The sequence below is a fragment of the Halopseudomonas salina genome, from assembly GCF_008641105.1.
This window is the reverse complement of sequence record NZ_VTTI01000008.1, coordinates 1-22,074: the sequence shown is the minus strand read 5'-3', so window position 1 is coordinate 22,074 and position 22,074 is coordinate 1. Positions and strand designations below refer to the sequence as shown.

At 57.7% G+C, this 22,074-nt stretch carries 21 protein-coding genes; 12 read left to right on the top strand and 9 right to left on the bottom strand.

Translation table 11 applies throughout. From position 1 onward, the window contains the following. Positions 1 to 4: 4 nt before the first annotated feature. The 4 genes from FZF01_RS13460 to dksA form a co-directional block, all read right to left on the bottom strand. Positions 5 to 2,956: a sensor histidine kinase gene (locus tag FZF01_RS13460; RefSeq protein WP_150278723.1), complete on the bottom strand. Its 2,952-nt coding sequence runs from the start codon at positions 2,954 to 2,956 to the stop codon at positions 5 to 7. Then, positions 2,940 to 3,116, bottom strand: coding sequence for a hypothetical protein (locus FZF01_RS13455; protein WP_150278722.1), 177 nt, complete (start codon positions 3,114 to 3,116; stop codon positions 2,940 to 2,942). Before FZF01_RS13455 ends, FZF01_RS13460 begins: the two co-directional genes overlap by 17 nt. Before the next feature lie 130 nt (positions 3,117 to 3,246). Next, positions 3,247 to 4,143: a tRNA glutamyl-Q(34) synthetase GluQRS gene (gluQRS, locus tag FZF01_RS13450; RefSeq protein ID WP_150278721.1), complete on the bottom strand. Its 897-nt coding sequence runs from the start codon at positions 4,141 to 4,143 to the stop codon at positions 3,247 to 3,249. A gap of 83 nt (positions 4,144 to 4,226) precedes the next feature. Then, positions 4,227 to 4,670 carry an RNA polymerase-binding protein DksA gene (gene dksA / locus FZF01_RS13445; RefSeq protein ID WP_150278720.1) on the bottom strand — a complete coding sequence of 148 codons (444 nt, stop codon included), beginning with the start codon at positions 4,668 to 4,670 and terminating at the stop codon, positions 4,227 to 4,229. A gap of 243 nt (positions 4,671 to 4,913) precedes the next feature. Between dksA and FZF01_RS13440 the strand changes: the two genes are divergently transcribed. Next, complete coding sequence (locus FZF01_RS13440) at positions 4,914 to 6,077, top strand: pyridoxal phosphate-dependent aminotransferase (protein ID WP_150278719.1); 1,164 nt, start codon at positions 4,914 to 4,916, stop codon at positions 6,075 to 6,077. A 14-nt stretch (positions 6,078 to 6,091) separates the two neighbouring features. Beyond that, positions 6,092 to 6,793 carry a DNA/RNA nuclease SfsA gene (gene sfsA, locus FZF01_RS13435; RefSeq protein ID WP_150278845.1) on the top strand — a complete coding sequence of 234 codons (702 nt, stop codon included), beginning with the start codon at positions 6,092 to 6,094 and terminating at the stop codon, positions 6,791 to 6,793. A gap of 23 nt (positions 6,794 to 6,816) precedes the next feature. Here the strand turns inward: sfsA and FZF01_RS13430 are convergent, their stop codons facing one another. Further along, positions 6,817 to 7,155, bottom strand: coding sequence for a Rieske (2Fe-2S) protein (locus tag FZF01_RS13430; protein ID WP_150278718.1), 339 nt, complete (start codon positions 7,153 to 7,155; stop codon positions 6,817 to 6,819). Positions 7,156 to 7,241: 86 nt separating this feature from the next. On the opposite strand from FZF01_RS13430, the gene FZF01_RS13425 reads away from it, so the two are divergent. From FZF01_RS13425 to FZF01_RS13415, 3 genes are read left to right on the top strand one after another with little or no spacing between them, the layout of a single operon-like run. Next, complete coding sequence (locus FZF01_RS13425; protein WP_150278844.1) at positions 7,242 to 8,279, top strand: FecCD family ABC transporter permease; 1,038 nt, start codon at positions 7,242 to 7,244, stop codon at positions 8,277 to 8,279. Beyond that, positions 8,279 to 9,043, top strand: a complete 765-nt coding sequence (locus FZF01_RS13420; protein ID WP_150278717.1) for a heme ABC transporter ATP-binding protein — start codon at positions 8,279 to 8,281, stop codon at positions 9,041 to 9,043. The genes FZF01_RS13425 and FZF01_RS13420 overlap by 1 nt, the downstream gene beginning before the upstream one ends. A 9-nt stretch (positions 9,044 to 9,052) precedes the next feature. Then, the gene (locus tag FZF01_RS13415) at positions 9,053 to 9,916 is read left to right on the top strand and encodes a ChaN family lipoprotein (protein WP_150278716.1); all 864 of its coding nucleotides are present in this window, start codon (positions 9,053 to 9,055) and stop codon (positions 9,914 to 9,916) included. A gap of 193 nt (positions 9,917 to 10,109) precedes the next feature. Here the strand turns inward: FZF01_RS13415 and FZF01_RS13410 are convergent, their stop codons facing one another. The 3 genes from FZF01_RS13410 to FZF01_RS13400 form a co-directional block, all read right to left on the bottom strand. Beyond that, positions 10,110 to 10,904: a cyclic nucleotide-binding domain-containing protein gene (locus FZF01_RS13410; protein WP_150278714.1), complete on the bottom strand. Its 795-nt coding sequence runs from the start codon at positions 10,902 to 10,904 to the stop codon at positions 10,110 to 10,112. Between the two features lie 194 nt (positions 10,905 to 11,098). Beyond that, positions 11,099 to 11,365, bottom strand: a complete 267-nt coding sequence (locus FZF01_RS13405) for a TfoX/Sxy family protein (protein WP_150278843.1) — start codon at positions 11,363 to 11,365, stop codon at positions 11,099 to 11,101. 209 nt (positions 11,366 to 11,574) lie between these two features. Then, the gene (locus FZF01_RS13400) at positions 11,575 to 13,122 is read right to left on the bottom strand and encodes a bifunctional aminoglycoside phosphotransferase/ATP-binding protein (RefSeq protein ID WP_150278713.1); all 1,548 of its coding nucleotides are present in this window, start codon (positions 13,120 to 13,122) and stop codon (positions 11,575 to 11,577) included. Between the two features lie 123 nt (positions 13,123 to 13,245). Here FZF01_RS13400 and mrcB point away from each other — a divergent pair, with 123 nt between their 5' ends. The 3 genes from mrcB to FZF01_RS13385 are packed head-to-tail and all read left to right on the top strand — an operon-like array spanning position 13,246 to position 16,544. Further along, on the top strand, positions 13,246 to 15,567 hold the full coding sequence (gene mrcB / locus FZF01_RS13395; RefSeq protein WP_150278712.1) for a penicillin-binding protein 1B: 2,322 nt from the start codon (positions 13,246 to 13,248) through the stop codon (positions 15,565 to 15,567). A gap of 24 nt (positions 15,568 to 15,591) precedes the next feature. Further along, on the top strand, positions 15,592 to 16,215 hold the full coding sequence (locus FZF01_RS13390; protein WP_444542568.1) for a tetratricopeptide repeat protein: 624 nt from the start codon (positions 15,592 to 15,594) through the stop codon (positions 16,213 to 16,215). Beyond that, on the top strand, positions 16,212 to 16,544 hold the full coding sequence (locus FZF01_RS13385) for a YqcC family protein (protein WP_150278710.1): 333 nt from the start codon (positions 16,212 to 16,214) through the stop codon (positions 16,542 to 16,544). Before FZF01_RS13390 ends, FZF01_RS13385 begins: the two co-directional genes overlap by 4 nt. 34 nt (positions 16,545 to 16,578) lie before the next feature. On the opposite strand, the gene FZF01_RS13380 is transcribed toward FZF01_RS13385, so the two are convergent. Beyond that, complete coding sequence (locus FZF01_RS13380) at positions 16,579 to 17,010, bottom strand: DUF4124 domain-containing protein (RefSeq protein ID WP_188434470.1); 432 nt, start codon at positions 17,008 to 17,010, stop codon at positions 16,579 to 16,581. A gap of 426 nt (positions 17,011 to 17,436) precedes the next feature. On the opposite strand from FZF01_RS13380, the gene FZF01_RS13375 reads away from it, so the two are divergent. The 4 genes from FZF01_RS13375 to pssA all read left to right on the top strand — a co-directional run bounded on the left by FZF01_RS13375 (position 17,437) and on the right by pssA (position 21,679). After that, a complete protein-coding gene (locus FZF01_RS13375) occupies positions 17,437 to 19,161 on the top strand; it encodes an acetolactate synthase 3 large subunit (RefSeq protein ID WP_150278706.1) in 1,725 nt (574 codons plus the stop codon). Beyond that, positions 19,161 to 19,652 (top strand): acetolactate synthase small subunit, encoded by a 492-nt coding sequence (gene ilvN / locus FZF01_RS13370; protein WP_150278842.1) that lies wholly within the window; start codon positions 19,161 to 19,163, stop codon positions 19,650 to 19,652. The genes FZF01_RS13375 and ilvN overlap by 1 nt, the downstream gene beginning before the upstream one ends. A gap of 47 nt (positions 19,653 to 19,699) precedes the next feature. Next, positions 19,700 to 20,716 carry a ketol-acid reductoisomerase gene (gene ilvC, locus FZF01_RS13365; RefSeq protein WP_150278705.1) on the top strand — a complete coding sequence of 339 codons (1,017 nt, stop codon included), beginning with the start codon at positions 19,700 to 19,702 and terminating at the stop codon, positions 20,714 to 20,716. A 129-nt stretch (positions 20,717 to 20,845) separates the two neighbouring features. Next, on the top strand, positions 20,846 to 21,679 hold the full coding sequence (gene pssA / locus FZF01_RS13360) for a CDP-diacylglycerol--serine O-phosphatidyltransferase (protein ID WP_150278704.1): 834 nt from the start codon (positions 20,846 to 20,848) through the stop codon (positions 21,677 to 21,679). Positions 21,680 to 22,074: the final 395 nt, after the last annotated feature.

The window sequence follows — 22,074 nt, the reverse complement described above, 5'->3', positions numbered from 1 at the left end:
GACTTCAGGCGTTGGCACCGTTGCTCAAAACGCTGTAGCGGGGCAGGGTGATGATAAATCGCGTGCCGCGCTGGAGTATGGGATCTGCCGGACTGTCTATGGTTATTTGTCCATAGTGCTCTTCGATAATCGAGTAGACCAGTGCCAATCCGAGCCCTGTTCCTGTCCCTGGTTGCTTGGTGGTGAAAAATGGCTCGAACAGCCGATCCATGATCGCCTTGTCTATTCCGCTGCCCTGATCCTCGACATGCAGCAGGACCTGATGCTCGTTCTGCCGGGTTGAAATGGTAATCGTGTCGGCATTGTTGCTGGCGTCCCGGGCATTGCCCAGCAGGTTTATCAGGACCTGGACCAGGCGCTGGCTATCACCAGCGACCACATGTTCGGGGTTACAGAGGTTAACATAAATAACCTCGGGGCCCTGACGATTGAGTGACAGTAGATGAATGGCCTCGCTGGTACAGCTCGCCAGATCGACTCTCTCGTTGCTGTTATTGTGGCGACTGCCGACGTGTGCAAAATTGACCAGAGACTGGACAATTCGGGAAATGCGTCGGGTTTGCTCCATTACCTGGTCGGCCATTTCCCTGGCCTCGGGCTGGTCCGATTCCTCCCGCAGGTTTTGCGCCAGGCAGGCGATACCGGTAACCGGGTTACCTATTTCGTGGGCCACGCCTGCGGCGAGGCGACCGATGGAAGCGAGGCGCTCGGAGTGCATCAGTTCCTCCTCGAGCATTTGCGTCTCGGTCTGATCCTCGATCAACAATACCAGGCCGCTGCTGACAACGTTACCAGGCTCGTCAATGGCTGCCTTGTGCAGGTTCAGCCATTGCGTCTGTCCTTTTACGACAAGTTTCTGCTTGTGCAAATGGGCTGACTGGTCGCTGACGAAGCGTCCGAGCAGCTCGTTCCAGGGTGCTTCTATATCGTCCAGGCGTGAGCCCACTACGCTCTCCGCGCTGATGCCGGTAAGTGCCTGCATGGCGCGGTTCCACATCAGCACTTCGTTATCCTTGGCCAGCGAACACACGCCCATGGGCAGATCCTGCAGGGTCTGACGATGGTAGCGCCGCAGACCGTCGAGTTCCGCAGCCAGACCGGTAAGGCGCGAGTGATAGTCTTCCAGCCGGTTCTCGATAAAGTGAATGTCTTCGGTGATGTAACCCTCGCGGGCCAGCTTGAAGGGCAGGAAGGTGCTGATGATTTCCTGTGCGACGCTGGGGCCCATCAGTCCAGACAGGTTGGCTTCGAGTCGGTCGCGAAGACGCCGCAATGCGTAGGGGCGGCGCTCGTCGAAGGGTAGCTGCAGATCACGTAGGGCCTGTTCTACTTCCTGTTGCGCGGTCTTGTTGCCTAGCGGCTTGGCCAGCTGTTGCGCGAACTCCTGGGGTGAATCGGCGATCAGCTCCCTGCGTTGTGGGCGGCTGACGTTATCCACCGAACAGGCTTCGGCTGCACTCTGTTCCTCGCGCGAGCGCTGGGTGAACAGCGATATGCTGGTGAATGCGAAGATATTTGCGGCCAGTGAGGCAATGGCTGCCAGATGCCAGGTGTCGGCATTGAAGCTCAGTGTCTGACCGAGAATCTGCAGTCCGGTTACCTCGGTGACAAGAGGTAGTAGCAGGGTGATTGCCCAGACCAGCATGCCGGCAATCAGTCCGCCGATGAAGCCCCGGCGGTTGGCCTGCTGCCAGTAAAGAACCGATAGCGCGCCGGGCAGAAACTGAACCGTGGCGACAAAGGAGGCAATACCCAGATTGGCCAGGTCCTGCTCAGCTCCAAGCAGACGATAGAAGCCGTAGCTGGCCATGATGATGGCCGCGATCAGCGTGCGGCGGGTCCAGAGCAGCCAGCGGTAGATGTTGTTCTCGGCGCTGGGCTGGTAGACAGGCAAAACCAGGTGGTTGAGTACCATGCCCGAAAGGGCCAGGGTAACCACGATGATCAGGCCGCTGGCCGCTGACAGCCCGCCGATGAACGCAAGCAGCGTCAGCCAGTCGGCCCCGGCAGCCACACCCAGACCCAGGGTGAAATATTCAGGATTGGTGGGGATGCCCAAGTGCAGGCCGGCCCAGAGAATCGGCGGTACGGCAAGGCTTATCAGCAACAGGAACAGGGGCAGCCCCCAGCTTGCCGTGGCCATGGCCCGGGGGTTGAGGTTTTCGGTAAAGGCCATGTGATACATGTGCGGCATGACGATGGCGGCGGCGAAGAAAACCAGAAGCAGGGTGCGCCAGGGGCCCTCTTGCAGAGGTGAGTGCAATGTTTGCAGTGCCTGCTGATTGTAGGCGAGCCAGGACTCGAGGCCGGCTGGGCCGCCAAAAACACCGTAAAGGGCGTACAGCCCTACCGCGCCGATGGCGACCAGTTTGACCAGGGATTCGAAGGCAATGGCCATGACCAGGCCTTCATGCTTTTCCCGGGTGGAAATGTGACGCGCGCCGAACAGGATTGCGAACAGGGTAATCAGTACACAAAAGCCCAGAGCCACTGCATTCTGCCCGGTCTCCTGGGTGAGAATCTGTACCGAGTCAGCGACTGCCTGTATCTGCAGCGCAAGCAGTGGCAACACGCCAATCAGCATGCACAGTGTCGTCAGGGTGCCAGCCAGGGTGCTGCGGAAACGGAAGGCAAAGAGGTCTGCCAGGGACGAGAGCTGGTACGTGCGGGTGATACGCAGGATGGGTCCCAGTAGTACCGGGGCCAGCAGGAAAGCACCGCATACGCCGAGATAGTAGGTAAGAAACCCATACCCGTACTCATAGGCCAGCCCGACCGTGCCGTAGAAAGCCCAGGCACTGGCGTAAACCCCCAGCGACAGGGTGTAAACCGCAGGATGCTGCAATAGCGCCCGCGGCAGCATGCCCCTTTCAGTTACCCAGGCAACGCCAAATAACGTGAGTAGATAAAGGATGCTGACCAGCAGCAGGTGGCTCAGCTCAAAGCTCATCGGCATCTTTCGGACTCTGCAGCACAATGCCGGCAATGATCAGGATCAACCAGAGCATATAGGGGCGATACCAGGCACCCTGCGGCTCGATCCACCAATCCATGATGGCGGGCGAGAACAGGTATATGCCGATCACCAGCAAGAGTACCAGGCGGTAGATATACATGGGCATCCAGAGATCGACGACAGCGCACTGCCGTGGGTTGCCCGAGCGCCACCGGCGACGGGTTGAATGAGGTAATAGGGTAATCAGGCCGGCCTTGCTTGCCAAGCTCCGCGATGTTCAGCGAGCTCGCTCATTGCGGGTCTTGCACCATGATTTCACGCACGGCGGGCAGTTGGCCTGGCTGCCAGTGTTCGATTGCCCAGGCGAGGACCTCGGCCACCGGCCTGTTCTGAAGCTCGGCGGGCGGCTGTTGCCGGAGTGCCAGCAGGGCCGAGTAGAGGCTCGCCGGTGCCTGAGAGTCTTCGATCGCAGCTGAATTCAGGCGCTTGCTGAGCTTGTGCCCGCGCCGCGTCATCAAGAGGGGAATATGCAGGTATTCAGGTGCGGTAGTCTGGAGTAACTGGTAAATCCACAGCTGCCTGGGCGTTGAGTCGAGGAGGTCGGCGCCGCGTACAATATGAGTAACGCCCTGGGTTATATCGTCCATTACCACGGCGAGCTGGTAGGCAACCACACCATCGCGTCGTCGGATCACGAAGTCGCCTATCTCGCTTTCCAGGTGTTGGGTGACTCTGCCCTGCAAGCGGTCGGTAAAAACGATCGGGTCATTTGTTACCCGTAACCTCACCGCATGGTCATCGGCGGGAGGCAGGTTACGCCCGCGGCAGGTACCGGGATACACGCCCCCAAATACCGCGAGGTCGGCCCGCGAACAATTACAGTAATACGCCAGGCCCTGGCCAACCCAGCTATTGATCTGCTGTTGATAACGTTCGGTTTGCTGGCTCTGGACTAGCACGTCGCCATCCCGGATCAGGCCATGGGCCTCTAGCGTTTGCAGTATGTGTTCTGCAGCGCCGGACATGTTGCGGGGAGTATCCAGATCTTCCATACGCACAAGCCATCGTCCACGCTGGTGGCGTGCGTCCAGGTAGCTGGCGAGAGCGGCGAGCAGCGAGCCAAAATGCAGGTGACCGCTGGGGGTCGGAGCGAAGCGGCCGACGTAGGGTTCTTGTTGGAAAGTCATGGCAGGTGGCCTGTTTCAGCAGGCAAAGGAACGCTGCCAACCCTGGCGCCGATGACGGGCAGGGTTGGTTAACAGGCGGCGTATCAGCTGCCTACCTGCTTTTCCTTGATTTCTGCCAGCGTCTTGCAGTCGATGCATAGCGTGGCGGTTGGCCGCGCTTCAAGGCGACGAATACCAATCTCGACACCGCATGAATCGCAGAACCCATAATCGTCATCCTCGATGCGCTCGAGGGTCTGATCGATCTTGCGGATCAGCTTGCGCTCGCGGTCGCGGGCTCTCAGTTCAAGGCTGAACTCCTCTTCCTGGCTGGCGCGATCGGCCGGATCCGGGAAGTTGGCAGCCTCGTCCTGCATGTGATGCACGGTGCGGTCTACCTCTTCCATCAGCTCGCGCTTCCAGCCGTTGAGAATGGCGGCGAAATGCTCGAGCTGCTGCTCGTTCATATACTCTTCGCCTTTCTTTTCCTTATAGGGTGCGAACCCACGGATCAACATTGAACTTTTTTCTTTGGCATTGCTGGGCATGAGGACCCCTCACTTTTTTGCTCTATCTTTCTGTGCCAGGCCCACGTCGCGGATGGCCTGAGGGTGCAGCCAGTGGCATGCAAGGCGGCAAAACTACCAGAACCTGACCAACCGCGCTACTGTTTGCCGTCAGATGGTTGGTTCAGTTGATGCAAGTCAGTGTAAACAGGCTGCCGGGCCGGGGCTGGACGGGTATCATCCGCAGTCTCGACGCAGGTAACGATCACAGATTCAGGAGCAGGCATGCGCAGGCAGGGGTGGGCAGAGCGGACGCGGGATATTCAGGCGTTTCATGTCATGAGTGTGCTGGCGCGGGCCAAGACGCTGCAAGCGCAGGGTCGCGACGTGATCCACATGGAGATCGGCGAGCCCGATTTTGCAACCCCTGCCCCGATTATTCGCGCCGGGCAGGCTGCCCTGGACAACGGACATACCGGCTACACGCCGGCATTGGGCTTGCCAGCGTTACGCGAGGCTATCGCCGCTTCCTATGCGCACCGCTACGGTGTGCAGGTCGATCCAGGTAGAGTGGTCGTCACCCCCGGAGGCTCGGCAGCTCTGTTGCTGATAGCCTCGCTGCTTGTTGATCCGGGACAGAGTGTGGTGATGGCCGACCCGTCCTATCCCTGCAATCGCAATTTTCTGCGCCTGCTCGGAGCCAATGCGAAGATGATACCCACTGGGCCGCAGAGCGCTTACCAACTGACTCCCGAGTTGATCGAGCAGCACTGGGATGACAGTTGTTCAGCGGTACTGGCGGCCTCTCCAGCCAATCCTACAGGTACTCTGCTGAGCAAGCCCCAGTTGCGTGGAATGGCCGATACAGTCAGACGGTTGGGTGGGCATCTGGTGGTTGACGAGATATACCATGGCCTGACCTACGACTGTGAGGCAAGCTCGGTGCTTGAGGTGGCGCCGGATGCATTCGTGCTCAACAGTTTTTCCAAGTACTACGGCATGACCGGTTGGCGACTGGGCTGGTTGATCGCCCCCGAGGCTGCGATTCCCGAACTGGAGAAGCTGGCTCAGAATCTGTACATCTGTGCGCCCCACATGGCTCAGTGGGCAGCGCTTGCGGCGTTCGAAGAGGAAACTCAAGCCATTTGCGAGGAGCGTCGGAAAGCTTTTCAGGCTCGCCGGGATTTTCTTCTTCCTGCGCTGCGTGATCTAGGTTTCGGGATACCGACCACCCCGCAGGGCGCCTTCTATCTATATGCCGACATCAGCAGGCATTCCGCAGACAGCAGCGCGCTGTGTCGGCGCTTGCTTGAAAGCGAATATCTGGCGATTACACCGGGTCTGGACTTCGGTGACTATCGCCAGCATGAGCATGTACGTTTCGCTTACACCGCATCCCTCGATCGACTCGGGCAGGCAGTCGAGCGTCTGGAGCGGGGTCTCAGATAATGTCCGCAACATCGATACCATTTTCACCCCTCCTGCACAGCGGCATCCTGCTCAAGCGCTATAAACGCTTTCTCGCCGATGTGCGCCTGGATGATGGCCGCGAAATGACCGTGCACTGTCCCAACACGGGATCAATGAAAGGGTGTGCCGAGCCGGGCAGCTCCGTCTGGGTGCGCCTGGAACAGAAGACCGGGCGCAAGCTGCCGGGTAGCTGGGAGCTGGTTGAAACACCGCTTGGTGGTCTGGCCTGTATTCACAGTGCACGGGCCAACAAGGTGGTGGCTGCCGCGCTGGCGCAGGATCTGATCACGCCACTTGTGGGCTATCGTGTGGTGCGGCCGGAGGTCAGGCTGCCAGGCGGCGAGAGCCGCTTCGACTTTCTGCTCAGCGATCCGGGGGAATGTGTGGTCGAGGTCAAGAGCGTAACCATGGCGGTGGGTGCGGGCGGCGGCGCTTTTCCGGACGCCGTCAGTCTGCGGGGGCAGAAGCATCTGCGCGAGCTGACCAGCCTGGCCGCCAATGGCAGGCGTGCCTGCCTGCTGTTCTGTGTCATGCATTCTGGCATCGAGTGGGTGAGGCCCGCCGATGAGATAGACCCCGAATACGGTCGGCTGTTGCGTCAGGCTGTAGCCCAGGGTGTGGAGGTCATCGCCTGGTCGGTAGTCCCCTCACCGCATGGCCTGGAAGTGGCAGGTCAACTGCCGGTGGAGATATGAGCCAGAGCGACGGACATGGGCGTTCAGTCAAGCCAGACCTGACCATTGCCGATATGGCAGCGGCGCGGTTGCAGGTACGCGCCAGCACAGGGACCGGCGACACATTCGCCGTTTTCCGGCAGAAAAAGCGCGCCGTGGCTGGCACACTGGATCAGTCTGCCGGAGCTGTCGAGAAACTGATTGGGGACCCACTCCAGGGGGATACCGCGATGGGGGCAGCGGTTGACGTAAACGTAGGCACGGTTGCCCTGGCGTATCACCATCAGCATTTCGCCATCGCGTTCCACTCCCAGACTGCCGGGGTCGGCGAGCTGGTCGAGACGACACAGGGGGGCGGGCAGAAAATCATCATTGTCAGTCATGGATCCATTATCTCCGCCGGCGCATGCCGCCGCCAGTCTCGCAGACTACTCCGGCCCTGCAGATTGTCGGTGAAACGCTGATGATTATGCATGCGCGGATGCGCCCAGCCATTCTCACAGTGCTTTTTATCTTTCTGCTGTCGACTATTCTATTGTCACTCGGGCTGGGGGCGGTCACTGTAGCGCCGCTGGATACCCTCGCGGCTTTGGGGAACATGCTGGGGTTGACTGAGGCACCCGGCGAAGTTCAAGTGATCATCGAACAGATCCGGTTGCCGCGCACACTGATGGGATTGCTGGTCGGCGTAACGCTGGCGCTGACCGGAGCTGTTATGCAGGGACTGTTTCGCAACCCTCTGGCCGATCCCAGCCTGATAGGCGTTTCCAGTGGTGCGGCACTCGGCGCGGCTGTCGTTATTGTGCTGGGGGGCTGGCTGTTTTCCGCCATGCCTGATGCTTTACTGCCCTACGCAACCGTTATCGGAGCGTTTGGCGGAGGGGTTGTCACTACGCTGTTGGTGTATCGATTGGGGCAGACGGCTCAAGGCACTTCGGTCGCCAGCATGTTACTGGCCGGTATCGCAATCGCCGCGATCAGCGGCGCGCTTATCGGTCTGCTGGGTTATCTGGCCGATGACCGTATGCTACGCACGCTCACCTTCTGGAACATGGGTAGCCTGGGCTCGGCAAGCTATCCACGGGTCCTTGCACTTGCGCTGTGTTGCGCACTGATATGTTGGCGATTGCCGCGTCAGGCTCGCGCACTTAACGCTTTACTGCTTGGTGAGTCCGAAGCTCGGCATCTGGGCGTCGACGTTGAGCGGGTCAAGCGTGAGCTGATCCTGCTGACTGCCCTGGGAGTGGGGGCCTGCGTGGCGGTAGCGGGCCTGATCGGGTTTGTCGGCTTGGTGGTGCCGCATCTGATTCGTTTGATGCTGGGCGTTGATCATCGCCTGGTACTGCCTGGGTCAATGCTGCTGGGTGGCGGTTTGCTGCTGCTGGCTGACGTGGTGGCGCGGCTGGTGATTGCACCGGCGGAGCTGCCGATTGGGATTCTCACCGCGCTTTTGGGTGCGCCATTCTTTCTGATCCTGTTGCTGCGCTCACAGCGCCGGGGGTGGTAATGCTGGCAGTTCGGGGGCTCAGTTGTGCGCGGGGTGGCTGCCAGGTTGTTGCTGGTATTGATTTCCGCCTGCAGGCTGGGGAAGTGCTGGCGGTGTTGGGCACCAACGGGGCCGGGAAAAGTACGCTACTGGCTACCCTGAGCGGCGAGCTGCCCCGCGCTGCTGGCGATATTCTTCTGGCAGACAGGCCCTTGGAGTCCTGGGCCGCCAACCAGCGCGCGCAGCGTCTTGCCGTATTGCCGCAAGCTTCCTCGCTCGCGTTTGCCTTCAGTGTTGAGGAGGTTGTGCTGCTCGGTCGGCTGCCCCACGCCAGCGGGCGGGACGAGGATGCGCGTATAGCCGCAGAGGTGATGCATGCAGCCGACATCACGCATTTGCGTCAGCGTAGCTACCTTGCTTTGTCTGGTGGCGAACGCCAGCGGGTGCATCTGGCTCGGGTACTGGCGCAGATATGGAGTAATGCGGAGCCTGCCTGCCTGCTACTCGACGAGCCTACTGCCTCGCTGGACCTGGCCCATCAGCGACTGATTCTGCAACAAGCCCGTGAGCTCGCCGGGCGCGGCAATGCGGTATTGTTGGTATTGCACGATTTGAATCTGGCGGCACGCTACGCTGACAGGTTGCTACTGCTTGATCGTGGAGGGGTTTCTGCCGTGGGTACCCCCTGGGATGTGCTCAAGGCAGAGCGGATCAGTCAGGTGTTTGGTGTCGAGGTACAGGTCGCACCCCATCCGCAACTGGATTGCCCATTAATTATCAGCTGAGGTATCGCGATGCGCCGTTTGCTCCTGGTGTGGTTATGCGTTTGCAGTTTCGCGGTGCAGGCACAGCAGTTGCCTGACTGGGTCAGTCCGGAAGGGCTGAATGACCCGCACCTGGGTCAGGTGCTGGATACAGCGAACGGTATCTGGCTGACTCCGGCCATGTTGGTCGAGAGCCTGGCTTCCGCTCCCCATGTGCTGGTTGGAGAGAAACACGACAATCCCGATCACCACCGTTTGCAGTTGTGGCTCCTGCAGAAATTGCACAGCAATCGTTCCCAGGGCGCCCTGCTGATGGAAATGATCGACCCCTCGCAGCAGGCGGCGGCAGACGAATTGCAGGGCAGGGCCGACAATGACGATACAGTCCTGCACGATAAACTGGACTGGAGTCCCGGTTGGGACTGGAATTTATACGGCCCGCTGGTCAAGTGGGGCCTGGCTAACCCGGAGCGTCTGTTGGGAGCAAATCTTACCAAAGAGGAGATGCGCGCAATCTACCAGGAACCTGCGTTAGAGACTGACGTTTACAGCACCGAGGCGCTACAGCTACTCAATGAAACCATCGCTACCGCCCATTGCGGAAAGATGCCCGAAGACCAGTTGCCCGCGATGCTGGCTATCCAACAGGGTCGTGATCAGCGAATGGCGCAGCAGTTGCTGGAAGCACCGACGCCTGCATTGCTGCTGGCAGGTAGTTATCACGTGCGCAAGGACCTCGGCGTGCCCCTGTATTGGCCGGCAGATGGGCCTGCGGTGCCATTGGTCGTGATCCTGGTGGAAGCCGGAGCTCCGTTACCGGACAGGACGCAGGCAGATTTTATCTGGTTGACGGCGGCGCTACCGGAAACCGATTACTGTGCGCAATGGGAGTAGAGCTGGCGATCGCACTGTTCTGTTGATCAGTTAATCAGCCAAAAAAATGGCCCGCTCATTGAGCGGGCCTAATCCGTGATTAGCCTGATGAGGAGATAACGGCTTGGAGCAAGCTGCTATCAACAAGTCATCTCGCGACGACTTGTTGCTAATAATATAGATTCTCATTCGCATGTCAAGCGTTGTGCAGTAATTAGCGGGTAGCCTGTTTGTACTGGGTGAGTTCCTTGTTCATCAGATCTATTCTGCGAGCCATGCTTTCGATCAGGCTATGGGCAATTCGCGGATTGCTTTGCATCAGAGCGAGAAACTGTTCCTTGGGGATCATCATTACCGTTGTCGGAGCGCTGGCGATTACGGTCGCCGAACGCTTCTCGCGGGTAAACAGGGCCATCGCGCCAAAAATTTCGTCCTTCTGCACGTCACCTACCTTTATACCCTGCACAAAGGCCTCGGCGTGACCTTCGGTAATAATGAATACATGATCCGCATCGTCGCCCTGACGAATGAGTTCGGCGCCGGCCGGGAAATGCTGAAAACCGGTTACCGGGCGTACCTCAGGGGGGCGGCTGTAGGCAAGCGCGTCAGACATCAGGGCCGCCTGGCCGAGGATATACTGGGTGAACTGTTCCTGTCGTTGGCTGTTGCCATGAATGTGCTTGAACAACAGTTCGCGATCGTAGGGGACCAGTATCAATGGTTCGTCGCTGCGGTAGGTGCAGGGGGCGGTATTGAGGCCCTGACGTAACCCGATCAGGTCGCCCTCCTGAATGTAGAACAGGGGTTTGTCTTCGATAACCGCATGTAGCAGGCCGGATTGAAGCAGATAGATGCGATTATTGCCTACGTGTTCGTACAGATCGTTTACTGCATCAAGGGATATGGGCTCCCCGCACGGTGACAGCCCATCCAGCAGCTGCTCGGGTATGAGCTGCAGCGCATTGATGAGTTTTTCTGCGTAGGGGGGTTGGTCACCGATGAGATACATGTGCGAATTCCTTTTTGTTTTCCTGTTTTCGGCAAGACCTGCAGCTGAAAGTCGCACGAGCTCGGGAAATCTTGGCCGTTGGCATTAAGATACTGCAGTGGGTTCTGCTACTGCCAATATAAATTGTCGTGAGCGTGATCAGCTTCAACTATTCAGCGTGCCGCACCCTTGGCTCCAGCGCAATTTACGCCGAATCAATGATTTGCCTGGCGTTGTTTCAGCTGCTCGAGCAATTGCTCTTTGTATTCCGGGTCCAGGTCATTCCAGTGCACGCCTTGCAGCGCGCCGGCTATGGCGAACATCAATGACTTGGATGCCCGAAAGCCTCTTTCACGCACGGCGCAATAGGCCCCGACGGGGCCCCGGCGATCGAGTTCGTCGCGATCGTGGATGCCTGTGGCGTGCAGCCATTGGGCGGAGGTCTTGCCGAGATTGCGCATGGCCAGGAGCTCATCATCGATCATGATCTGCCCCCTTGCGCCTGGTGGGCAGGGTACTCATGGTATCTGGAAGATGCTCGAAAACACCTTGGCGGGGTAATGCAGGCACGGACGTTTTCGTCGCGGCCTTGGACTTTTTCTGTATGCATGGTCTGGGCTTCTTTTTATTGGTTCCCAGCAAGGAGTGTAGTGCGACGTGGCTGATAGGTACAGCCACGTCGCTGGAACAACTAGAACCGCTCGCGTAGCTGGTTTACCAGTTGCTCCAGACTGTCTTCCACATCAGTGGCAACGCTCATGCTGCATAGCTTTTCGTCCTCTGTCAGCTCTTCCATGTGTTCGAGCTGGTGCCGTGCGACTCTGATGTCCGCGTCGGAGGGGTCGGTCGCCTCGCTTTGCCGTTTGCTGATGCGTTCCTCGAGGACTTCCAGGGCGGCCGTGCACTGCAATATCAGACAGGGTACACCCTGATCCTCGATGGCGAGACGCAGCGCGTCGCGCTGGGACTGCTTGAGGTTGGCCGCATCAATAACCACAGGGTATCCCGCAGCCAGGACCTGAGTGGCCAGATTTGCCAGCCTGGCGTAAGTCTTCTCGCTGGCATCGGTTGAATACAACCCTGCATCCAGGTTACCGCTGCCTCGGGTGCCGAACAGTCTTTTACGTTCTGTATCCGAGCGCAGACGAATGGCCCCCAGCTGTTGTACCAAGTGCAGGGCTATGGTGCTTTTACCTGAGCCAGCCACGCCCTGGGTAAGGATGCCGAACCGCTGTGGTACGTGGGTGTAACGCTCAGCCAGGTCAGCATAGCTGTGGTAACGGGCGAGCACTTCCTTGCGTTCCACTTCGCTGACATCTGGCTGAGTCAGGCGTAACAGGGCCACCTTGGCGCGAACCATTGCCCGATAGGCCTTGTAGTAGTCGAGCAGTGCCAGGCCGGCGTAATCGCCAGTGTGCTCCAGATAGCCATTGACGAACCGTTGGGCAAGGTTGTTAAGGCCCCTGTCTTCCAGATCCATGGCCATGAAAGCGACATCGCTCATGACATCAATCCAGCGGAACGCATCGTTGAATTCTATTCCGTCAAACAGGGTTACCTCTCCGTCTATCAGGGTGACGTTGTCGAGATAGATGTCACCATGACATTCGCGTATAAAGCCTTCAGCTTTGCGTTGGGAGAATTTGGGAGTCAGGCGCTGGAAGGTACTATGCGCCCATTGCTCCAGCTGTTCGAGTTGTTCAAGGTCAGCTGGTTCGGAAATCAGGCCGCGAATGTCGGTAAAGTTTTCTGCCACCGGAGCATGCAGGTTGTCCGGTTCGCCCCATGGTGTTTCCAGGGGCGCGCGCTCGATGTGTTGGTGAAAGCCAGCCAGCTTTTGAGCCAGGCTGTCGATGTGTCGTGCTTCGAGCTGACCGGCCCGCTGCATGTTGCCGAGCAGGTCTTGTTGGCGGAACTGCCGGGTCTTGACCATGTATTCGACAACAGGGCCTTCGCCATGCAGGTTGGGCTTGTTTTCACTGCCATGAACGCTGATCACGTCGAGATAGAGTTCAGGTGCAAGCCGGCGGTTGAGGCGTACTTCTTCATGGCAGAAATGCTGGCGACGGTCGAGTGTGGAATAATCCAGGAAACCGAAATTGACTGGTTTCTTTATCTTGTAAACATAGTCACCAGTCAGCAAGACCCAGGAAATATGCGTTTCCATCAATGTGAAACTGGTAACCGGGTGGTCGAAGAGGTCGGGGTTCTGCAGGGCTTTCAGCAGTGTCTGGCTCACGGTGTATCCTTGCTTTGAAAGGCAAAAAGGTCATTATGCGGGTTGGTCGGGCTCTGGCCAACCGCAAACAGATGCGATTATCGATACAGGTCGATGACGCTGTTTACTTAAGTGCAGAGGGTTATGGCTAAAAAACGCGCTAGCAGCAAAAAGAAAGGGCTTTGGCATGGCTGGTCCGGGCTGTTCATCAAACTCGTGCTGGTGGGCCTGGTGCTGCTCGCGGGCCTGACCATTTACCTGGACGCGGTGGTACAGGAGAAGTTTACGGGTAAACGTTGGGCTGTTCCTGCCAAGGTATTTGCTCGGCCGCTGGAGCTGTTTGCCGGTCAGAAGCTGAGTCGCGACGATTTTCTTACTGAGCTGGGTGCATTGGGCTATCGCAGGGCCACGGCTGCCAGGCAGCCTGGTCAGATTTCAGTCAATGGCAACAGCGTCAATGTCTACACTCGCGGCTTCCAGTTTTTCGAGGGGACTGAGCCTGCACAATTGCTGAAGTTGCAGTTTCAGGGCGGTCAGGTGACGAGTCTGGCCGGTAACGGGGGGCTGGTAATGGGCCGCCTAGAGCCCTTGTTGATAGGTGGCATCTACCCGGCTCATAACGAAGACCGGATTCTCATTCGTCTCGAGCAGACACCGCCTTTTCTCGTTGAAGCATTGGTGGCTGTGGAAGATCGTGATTACTTCCAGCACTTCGGTGTCTCTCCAAGAGGTATTGCCCGGGCAATGTATGCCAACGTCCGGGCTGGCGGTGTGGTGCAGGGTGGTAGCACTCTGACCCAGCAATTGGTGAAGAATTTTTATCTTACGAGTGATCGCAGTCTGATCCGCAAGGGTACCGAAGCGATCATGGCGGTCTTGCTTGAAGCGCATTACTCCAAGGAAGACATTCTCGAGGCCTATCTGAATGAGGTTTTTCTTGGCCAGGATGGGCGCCGAGCGGTGCATGGCTTCGGTTTGGGTAGCCAGTACTATTTTGCTCAACCCCTGCACGAGCTGCAATTGCACCAGGTGGCATTGCTGGTGGGTATGGTCAAAGGCCCGTCAATGTTCAACCCGCGTCGCCATCCAGAGCGCGCTAAGGCCCGCCGTGATCTGGTGATCGGAATGCTGGCCGAGCAGGGAATGATAAGCGCAGAGCAGGCCAGCGAGGCAATCGCCAAGCCCCTGGACATCTCTGTGCGCGGCAGCATGGCAGATACCAGTTATCCCGCTTTCATGGATCTGGTCAAGCGCCAGCTGCGGGAGGACTACCGCGACGAGGATCTGACCAGCGAAGGCCTGCGTATTTTTACCAGCTTCGATCCGTTATTACAGAAGAAAGCCGAGCAGGCGGTCCAGGCGACAGTTAAACGTTTGACGCCTGCTGATGCGGCCAGTCCGCTTGAGTCGGCAATGGTGGTCACAAGTGCCCAGGGCGGCGAGGTGCTGGCGCTGGTGGGGGGTACTGATCCACGCTTCCAGGGGTTCAACCGAGCGCTGGACGCTTCACGTCCCATCGGTTCATTGGTCAAGCCGGCGATCTATCTGACCGCGCTAGAGCGGCCTCAGGAGTACGCGCTGACCACGCTGGTCGAGGACGCACCCATTTCCCTGCAGGCCGAACCTGGTCAGACATGGTCGCCTCAGAATTACGATCGCAAGTCCCATGGATGGGTACCCTTGCATGAAGCGCTTAGCCACTCCTATAACCAGGCGGCAGTGCGCCTGGGCGTTGATGTAGGTGTTGCCGAGGTGCTGGATACCATCAGGCGAATGGGCGTTCAGCATGACTGGCCGGCATTTCCATCCATGCTGCTTGGATCCGGGTCGATGACGCCGATGCAGGTAACAGACATGTACCAGACGCTGGCTAGTGGCGGGTTCAATACGCCATTGCGGGCCATTCGCAACGTACTGACGACGGAGGGGGATCCGCTGCGGCGTTATCCCTTCGAGGTAGAACAGCGTTTTGATGCTGCCAGTATCTACCTCTTGCAGCAGGCAATGACCCGGGTCATGACAGAAGGTACCGGCAGATCAGCCTATAACCAGATTGATCGCAACATCCGGTTGGCTGGCAAGACGGGTACCACCAATGATCTGCGTGATAGCTGGTTCGCCGGTTTCTCGGACGACCTGCTGGCGGTCAGCTGGATTGGAAGAGACGATAACAGTAATACCGGCTTGACCGGGGCGTCCGGTGCTTTGCAGGTCTGGAGCGGCTTTATGGCCCAGGCCAATCCCAGGGGACTCAGCAGTGCCCCGGTACAGGGTGTGGTCATGGCCTGGGTAGATAGCGAGACGGGAATGGGCAGTGATCCGAGTTGTGAAGGCAGCGTGCAGATGCCGTTCAAGGCAGGCTATCAGCCGTTACCCGGCCCGGGTTGCAACCCGATACTGAGTGAGGAAGGATTGAAGGACGGAGCCAACCGCTTGATGGACACTATTCGTGGCTGGTTGCAGTAAAACAATGAGGAAACAGTAATGCAGATGAGACTTCCCGGCCTGCTGGCCATCGCGACAATATTGGTGGGGTGCGCTGGTACCGGAGGTACGGTTCCGGTGGTCGACTCCGGTCGACCGGTATCCAGCGAAGACATTACCTACTCGCCCGGGATGCCGCCTCCACAGCAGGTTGAGCGGCCCGCAGACAGTGGTGTCGTTGTCATGGTGCCGGATGAGGCCGGGGGGTCGCAGGCCATTCAGTCGTATCCGGTCGATATTCAGACGCAGGGCCAGGGGAGTGTTCAGAGTCCTTCGACGGGCTCGGCATTACAGCAGGACGAGCAACTTGACGGCCCGGTGCTGGCATTGTTGACCGCTGCTCGTGACCAGGAAGGACGAGGTGATCTGGGTGGTGCTTCTTCCAGTCTCGAACGTGCCATGCGTATCGCACCGCGCGAGCCTCAGGTGTTCTATCGTCTTGCGCAGGTGCGGTTGGCGCAGGGTGATGCTCCTCAGGCCGAACAGGTGGCCCAGCGTGGACTCAGTTACGCTTCCGGCCGTCCCGCATTGCAAGCCGGGTTGTGGGAGTTGATTGCCAAAGCGCGTGAGCAGCAGGGTAACGGGGCGGGTGCGGCCGAAGCTCGCCAGCGGGCACGCGTAGCGTTGTGAGAGAAGCTGTCTGGTCGGAAATATGTCTGGCTCTGAAAGAGCTGGAACGTGAGCTGTATAGTCTGGATTTGTGGTCGCTGCAGGCGCCTTCCCGAATCCAGCTGGCCAGTACCCAGCCTTTTTGCGTGGATACCATGGCTTTCGAGCAGTGGCTGCAATGGGTGTTCATACCCCGATTGCGATTGCTTGCCGATCAGGGGCTTGCGTTACCCGGTGGCTGCCAGGTAACGCCGATGGGCGAGCAAGCGTTCCGGCACCTGGGGCGCAGGCAGGCCGATTTATTGGCACTTCTCGCACGCATCGATCAGTTGGCAGGCAACCTGGAGTGATCTGAGTGATAGATGGCTCGGAGTGTCAGTATTATCAATTGCAGAACTCTTCCAGGTCTGAGCGAGCCTGTTCCATCATTTCCTGGCGCTCTTCTTCCCCTATTCGAACGGTTTCACCATCATCAGTTGTCTTACTCAGACGAGGGTTTCGCTCCATGGTCTGCAGATTGCGGCGGATCTTGGCGCACTGCTCGGCGCGTTTGGCAGCCAGCGCCTCATCAGTGGTGCTAGGGTCTTCCTCCGCTTGCGCCTCACTGTCAGCGCTTTTCGGTAGCGGCGCCGGTGCGCGCAATGTGCCGCCGGGTGGGGGCGGTGAGCTGATGTCCATCCGTTGATAGGCTTTGCCTTCGGGTGGCTGCTGCCCGAATTGTGGTACGCCCTGGTCATCAATCCAGCGATACATTTGTTCGGCAGCAACGACGCTGCTCAGCAGGCCGAAAGTGAGTGCGATTAGCGTCTTGTGCATATCCTGTCCATCCGTGTGTTGAGGGCTTCTGGCTCGCCTAATATAACCGACCCCGAATGATTGACCAGAGGTCTCTGTCCAGGCCGTGTCGGATATCATGCTTTCGTCCAACTTGGCTTGACTTGTGGCGCCTGAGTGTAAACAATTCGTGGTTCACATGAGCAGGCTGGTATTGGTGCCCAACAGGTTACCGAATCAGGCTGCTTTGTTGCTCAAACCAGGTGGCGAAATCCGCCAGCTCCTGGCCTGGCACCCGCACGCGCTACCTCGCGCTGGGTGAGTCAGACCCGGCACCAACAGGGTCTGCCTCCATTGCACGTAGTCAAGCTGATGCATGGCAACCACCGTTGTCAATGCTCTGCCGAGCAGTAAACAGGTACCCTGTTGCCCGTCCCAGACGGGTGACGAGCTAGAGGTGATTCTAAAGTGGAGCTTTTATCCGGCGCTGAGATGGTCGTCCGCTCATTGCGTGACGAGGGTGTTAAGTATATTTACGGGTATCCCGGTGGTGCCCTGTTACACGTCTATGATGCGATTTTCCGTCAGGACGAAGTCGAACATATTCTGGTGCGCCACGAACAGGCAGCCGCGCATATGGCCGACGGTTACGCGCGTGCGTCCGGCAAGGCCGGCGTTGTGCTGGTGACATCAGGCCCTGGTGCAACCAATACCATTACCGGTATTGCGACGGCGTACATGGATTCCATTCCCATGGTGATCCTGTCCGGTCAGGTTGCTAGCGATATGGTCGGCACTGATGCTTTCCAGGAGACCGACATGGTCGGTATCTCTCGTCCCATCGTTAAGCATAGTTTCATGATCAAGGATCCGCGGGAAATTCCGGAGGTGATCAAGAAAGCTTTCTACATCGCACAAACCGGTCGACCTGGTCCTGTGGTTGTGGATATTCCCAAGGACATGACCAATCCCGCCGAGAAGTTCGAGTACAGCTACCCGAAAAAGGTGAAGCTGCGCTCGTATAATCCGGCGGTACGTGGTCATTCCGGCCAGATCCGCAAGGCTCTGGATCTGATGGTCGAGGCCCGGCGGCCGATTATCTATTCTGGTGGTGGCGTCATCCTTGGTGGCGCAGCGGCGCAACTGACTGAGCTGGCCCGTGAACTGGGTGTGCCGGTTACCAATACGCTGATGGGGTTGGGTGCTTATCCGGGTACCGACCCGCAATTTATCGGCTGGCTGGGTATGCATGGCAGCTACACCGCAAACGTCAGCATGCATCACAGTGATTTGATTCTCTGCGTTGGTGCGCGGTTTGACGATCGGGTTATCAACGGTGCAAGCAAGTTCTGCCCAAATGCCAAGATCGTGCACGTGGATATCGACCCTGCGTCCATCTCCAAAACCATTCGCGCGGATGTGCCTATAGTCGGCCCGGTAGACAGCGTTTTGACCGAGATGGTCGCCATGGTCAAGGAGCACAACCTGCGTCCGGCCAAGGAGTCGCTGGCCAGTTGGTGGAAACAGATTCGGGAATGGCGTGGCGAAGGCCGGATGTTCCCCTATGACGAGGGCGACGGCTCGATAATCAAGCCGCAATCCGTTATCGAAACCCTTTGGGATGTCACCCGGGGTGATGCTTATGTTACCTCCGACGTGGGGCAGCATCAGATGTTCGCTGCGCAGTATTATCCCTTCGACAAACCCAATCGCTGGATCAACTCGGGCGGTCTGGGCACCATGGGCTTCGGCTTGCCTGCGGCAATGGGTATCAAGCTGCATTATCCCGATGCGCAGGTTGCCTGTGTGACCGGTGAAGGCAGTATCCAGATGAATATCCAGGAGCTGTCGACCTGTCTGCAATACGACTTGCCGGTAAAGATCATTACCCTGAACAACCAGGCTCTTGGCATGGTTCGCCAGTGGCAGGATATGCAGTATGGTAGCCGCCATTCGCATTCCTACATGGAGTCACTACCGGACTTCATCAAGCTGGCCGAGTCCTATGGACATGTTGGTATGCGTGTGGAGAAGCCTGAGGACCTGAAGCCGGCAATGGAAGAGGCTTTTGCCAACACCAAGCGTCTGGTGTTCATGGATATCCGGGTTGACGACTCCGAGCACGTATATCCTATGCATATCAAGGATGGCTCGATGCGCGATATGTGGCTGAGCAAGACGGAGCGCACATGATGAGACATATAATATCCGTTCTGCTCGAAAACGAGCCAGGCGCCTTGTCCCGCGTAGTGGGCCTGTTCTCTCAGCGGAATTACAACATCGAGACGCTGACCGTAGCGCCGACTGAAGATCCGACTTTGTCGCGCCTTACCCTTACCACGGTTGGGCACGACGAGGTGATCGAGCAGATCACCAAGAACCTCAACAAGTTGATCGAGGTGGTCAAGCTGGTGAATCTGTCCGAAGGGGCGCATATCGAACGCGAGCTCATGCTTGTGAAGATAAAAGCGACTGGTGCACAGCGCGCGGAGGTCAAACGCACGACCGATATCTTCCGTGGACAGATTGTCGATGTGACCAGCAGCGTGTACACCGTGCAGCTGGCGGGCACCACCGATAAGCTGGACAGCTTTATCGAAGCGATTGGGCCAACCACCGTCATCGAAGTGGTACGCACCGGCGTCTCGGGTATCGCCCGTGGCGAAAAGGTCTTGAGTATCTAATCACACAGCAGGTCCGGATAGGGTCTGCCTAGAAACAGGGGAATTTCATGCACGTTTATTACGATAAAGATTGTGATCTGAGCATCATCCAGGGCAAAAAAGTAGCCATCATCGGTTACGGTTCACAGGGCCACGCCCACGCCTGCAACCTCAATGATTCCGGTGTCGACGTGACCGTTGGTCTGCGTCCAGGTTCATCTTCGGTCGCCAAGGCCGAAGCCCATGGTCTGAAAGTCAGCGATGTGCCATCAGCTGTTGCGGCTGCCGATGTTGTCATGATTCTTACTCCGGACGAGTTTCAGTCCCAGCTGTACCGTGACGAGATTGAACCGAACCTGAAGCAGGGTGCCACCCTGGCATTTGCCCATGGCTTCGCGATCCACTACAACCAGATCGTGCCGCGCAAGGATCTGGACGTGATCATGATCGCGCCGAAAGCGCCAGGTCACACCGTTCGCACCGAGTTCACCAAGGGTGGTGGTATTCCTGATCTGGTCGCAGTATTCCAGGATGCCTCCGGCAACGCCAAGAATCTGGCCCTGTCTTACGCCTCAGGTGTAGGTGGTGGTCGTACCGGTATTATCGAAACCACTTTCAAAGACGAAACTGAAACTGATCTCTTCGGCGAGCAGGCAGTTCTCTGTGGCGGCGCAGTCGAGCTGGTCAAGGCTGGTTTCGAGACGCTGGTTGAAGCCGGTTACGAGCCCGAAATGGCTTACTTCGAGTGCTTGCACGAGCTGAAGCTGATCGTTGATCTCATGTATGAAGGCGGTATCGCCAACATGAACTACTCGATCTCCAACAATGCCGAGTACGGTGAGTACGTCACAGGCCCGGAAGTCATCAATGCCGAGTCCCGTGAAGCCATGCGCAATGCACTCAAGCGTATTCAGAGCGGCGAGTATGCCAAGATGTTCATCGCCGAAGGTGCGCACAACTATCCTTCGATGACTGCTGCCCGTCGCATCAACGCAGCGCATCCGATCGAGCAGGTTGGCGAGAAGCTCCGTGGCATGATGCCCTGGATCTCCGCGAACAAGATCGTGGACAAGAGCAAGAACTGATGCATCCTTGATGCAGCAGACGAAGAACGCGGCCACGGCCGCGTTTTTTGTGCCTGCCCTCTCCATAACTGGCAAACCACGTGATCAGTTGCCACACTGTGTTCACGATAACGTTTTCAGGGTAAATACATGACGGACAAGCAAGAGCAGCATTCCACCGACGACGACATGCAAGCGGCACATAACATGTTGCCCATTGATGAGCATATCGAGGAAGTTCCAGGTCCGGGCGGCGAGAAAGTCAGGCACCGGGGGATTTACCTGCTGCCCAACCTATTTACCACCGCGGCGCTGTTTTCTGGGTTCTACGCTATTGTCAGTGCAATGGATGGCAATTTCGCCAACGCCTCAATTGCGATCTTTGTGGCGATGGTGCTGGACGGACTGGACGGCAGGGTAGCCCGAATGACCAATACGCAGAGTGCCTTTGGAGCGGAGTTCGATTCACTTTCCGATATGGTCGCCTTCGGTGTTGCTCCGGCGCTGGTTGTCTTTAGCTGGTCGCTAAGCGATCTGGGTAAGGTAGGCTGGATATTTGCTTTCATTTACGTCGCCGGAGCGGCGTTGCGTCTAGCGCGCTTCAATACTCACGTAGGTGATGAAGACAAGCGATTCTTTACGGGGCTGGCCAGTCCGTCAGGTGCTGGCTTTGTAGCCGGCATGGTCTGGGCTCTCAGCGATTTCGGTATTGATGGCGGCGATATCAGCTTTCTGGTGGGTTTGCTTACCGCGTTGGCGGGTCTGATGATGGTCAGCAATGTCCGTTACTACAGTTTCAAGGATTTTGATTTGAAAGGCCGAGTGCCGTTCTTCGTCATTCTCCTGGTGGTGCTGGTGTTCGCAATCATTTCAACCGATCCGTCGCGGATACTCTGGTTCATCTTCATCGCTTACAGCTTGTCCGGTCCGGCCCAGGCCTTGTGGCGCTGGCGTCAGAAGCAGAAGCCTGCTTCCGAGGCATAGGGGTTTACCGCCCGGCATGAAATAACCGTCAGAAATCAGTTGACGGTTATTTTCTATCCCCTATAATGCGCGTCTGCCCAGTCAGGGCGCTTTGCATAAAGCGCTTTACAATCAATAAGTTAGCGATAATTTAGGGGTTGACAGGGTGGATTGAGGCGGTAGAATACGCCGCTCACCGGGCCAGCAGCACGATCGCTGATTCGGGTAAGTCAGAGAGATCTGAAAAGTTTCAAGGAAGCGGTTGACGGGGCTTAAAACTCCTGTAGAATTCGCCTCCCGGTCACGAGAAAGGGTTTTGATCTCGGGACCAGCAAGCATAAACGTGATGAACAACTTCTCACAAAAATGCTTGACAGATTAGAAGGTTAGCGTAATATACGCCACCTTGGTTAAGC

Excerpts from the sequence above, each read along its gene's own strand:
- FZF01_RS13460 (WP_150278723.1), bottom strand. The coding sequence starts at position 2,956 with ATGCCGATGAGCTTTGAGCTGAGCCACCTGCTGCTGGTCAGCATCCTT.
- FZF01_RS13455 (WP_150278722.1), bottom strand. The coding sequence starts at position 3,116 with ATGTATATCTACCGCCTGGTACTCTTGCTGGTGATCGGCATATACCTG.
- gluQRS (WP_150278721.1), bottom strand. The coding sequence starts at position 4,143 with ATGACTTTCCAACAAGAACCCTACGTCGGCCGCTTCGCTCCGACCCCC.
- dksA (WP_150278720.1), bottom strand. The coding sequence starts at position 4,670 with ATGCCCAGCAATGCCAAAGAAAAAAGTTCAATGTTGATCCGTGGGTTC.
- FZF01_RS13440 (WP_150278719.1), top strand. The coding sequence starts at position 4,914 with ATGCGCAGGCAGGGGTGGGCAGAGCGGACGCGGGATATTCAGGCGTTT.
- FZF01_RS13430 (WP_150278718.1), bottom strand. The coding sequence starts at position 7,155 with ATGACTGACAATGATGATTTTCTGCCCGCCCCCCTGTGTCGTCTCGAC.
- FZF01_RS13425 (WP_150278844.1), top strand. The coding sequence starts at position 7,242 with ATGCATGCGCGGATGCGCCCAGCCATTCTCACAGTGCTTTTTATCTTT.
- FZF01_RS13420 (WP_150278717.1), top strand. The coding sequence starts at position 8,279 with ATGCTGGCAGTTCGGGGGCTCAGTTGTGCGCGGGGTGGCTGCCAGGTT.
- FZF01_RS13415 (WP_150278716.1), top strand. The coding sequence starts at position 9,053 with ATGCGCCGTTTGCTCCTGGTGTGGTTATGCGTTTGCAGTTTCGCGGTG.
- FZF01_RS13410 (WP_150278714.1), bottom strand. The coding sequence starts at position 10,904 with ATGTATCTCATCGGTGACCAACCCCCCTACGCAGAAAAACTCATCAAT.
- mrcB (WP_150278712.1), top strand. The coding sequence starts at position 13,246 with ATGGCTAAAAAACGCGCTAGCAGCAAAAAGAAAGGGCTTTGGCATGGC.
- FZF01_RS13390 (WP_444542568.1), top strand. The coding sequence starts at position 15,592 with ATGAGACTTCCCGGCCTGCTGGCCATCGCGACAATATTGGTGGGGTGC.
- FZF01_RS13380 (WP_188434470.1), bottom strand. The coding sequence starts at position 17,010 with ATGCACAAGACGCTAATCGCACTCACTTTCGGCCTGCTGAGCAGCGTC.
- ilvN (WP_150278842.1), top strand. The coding sequence starts at position 19,161 with ATGAGACATATAATATCCGTTCTGCTCGAAAACGAGCCAGGCGCCTTG.
- ilvC (WP_150278705.1), top strand. The coding sequence starts at position 19,700 with ATGCACGTTTATTACGATAAAGATTGTGATCTGAGCATCATCCAGGGC.
- pssA (WP_150278704.1), top strand. The coding sequence starts at position 20,846 with ATGACGGACAAGCAAGAGCAGCATTCCACCGACGACGACATGCAAGCG.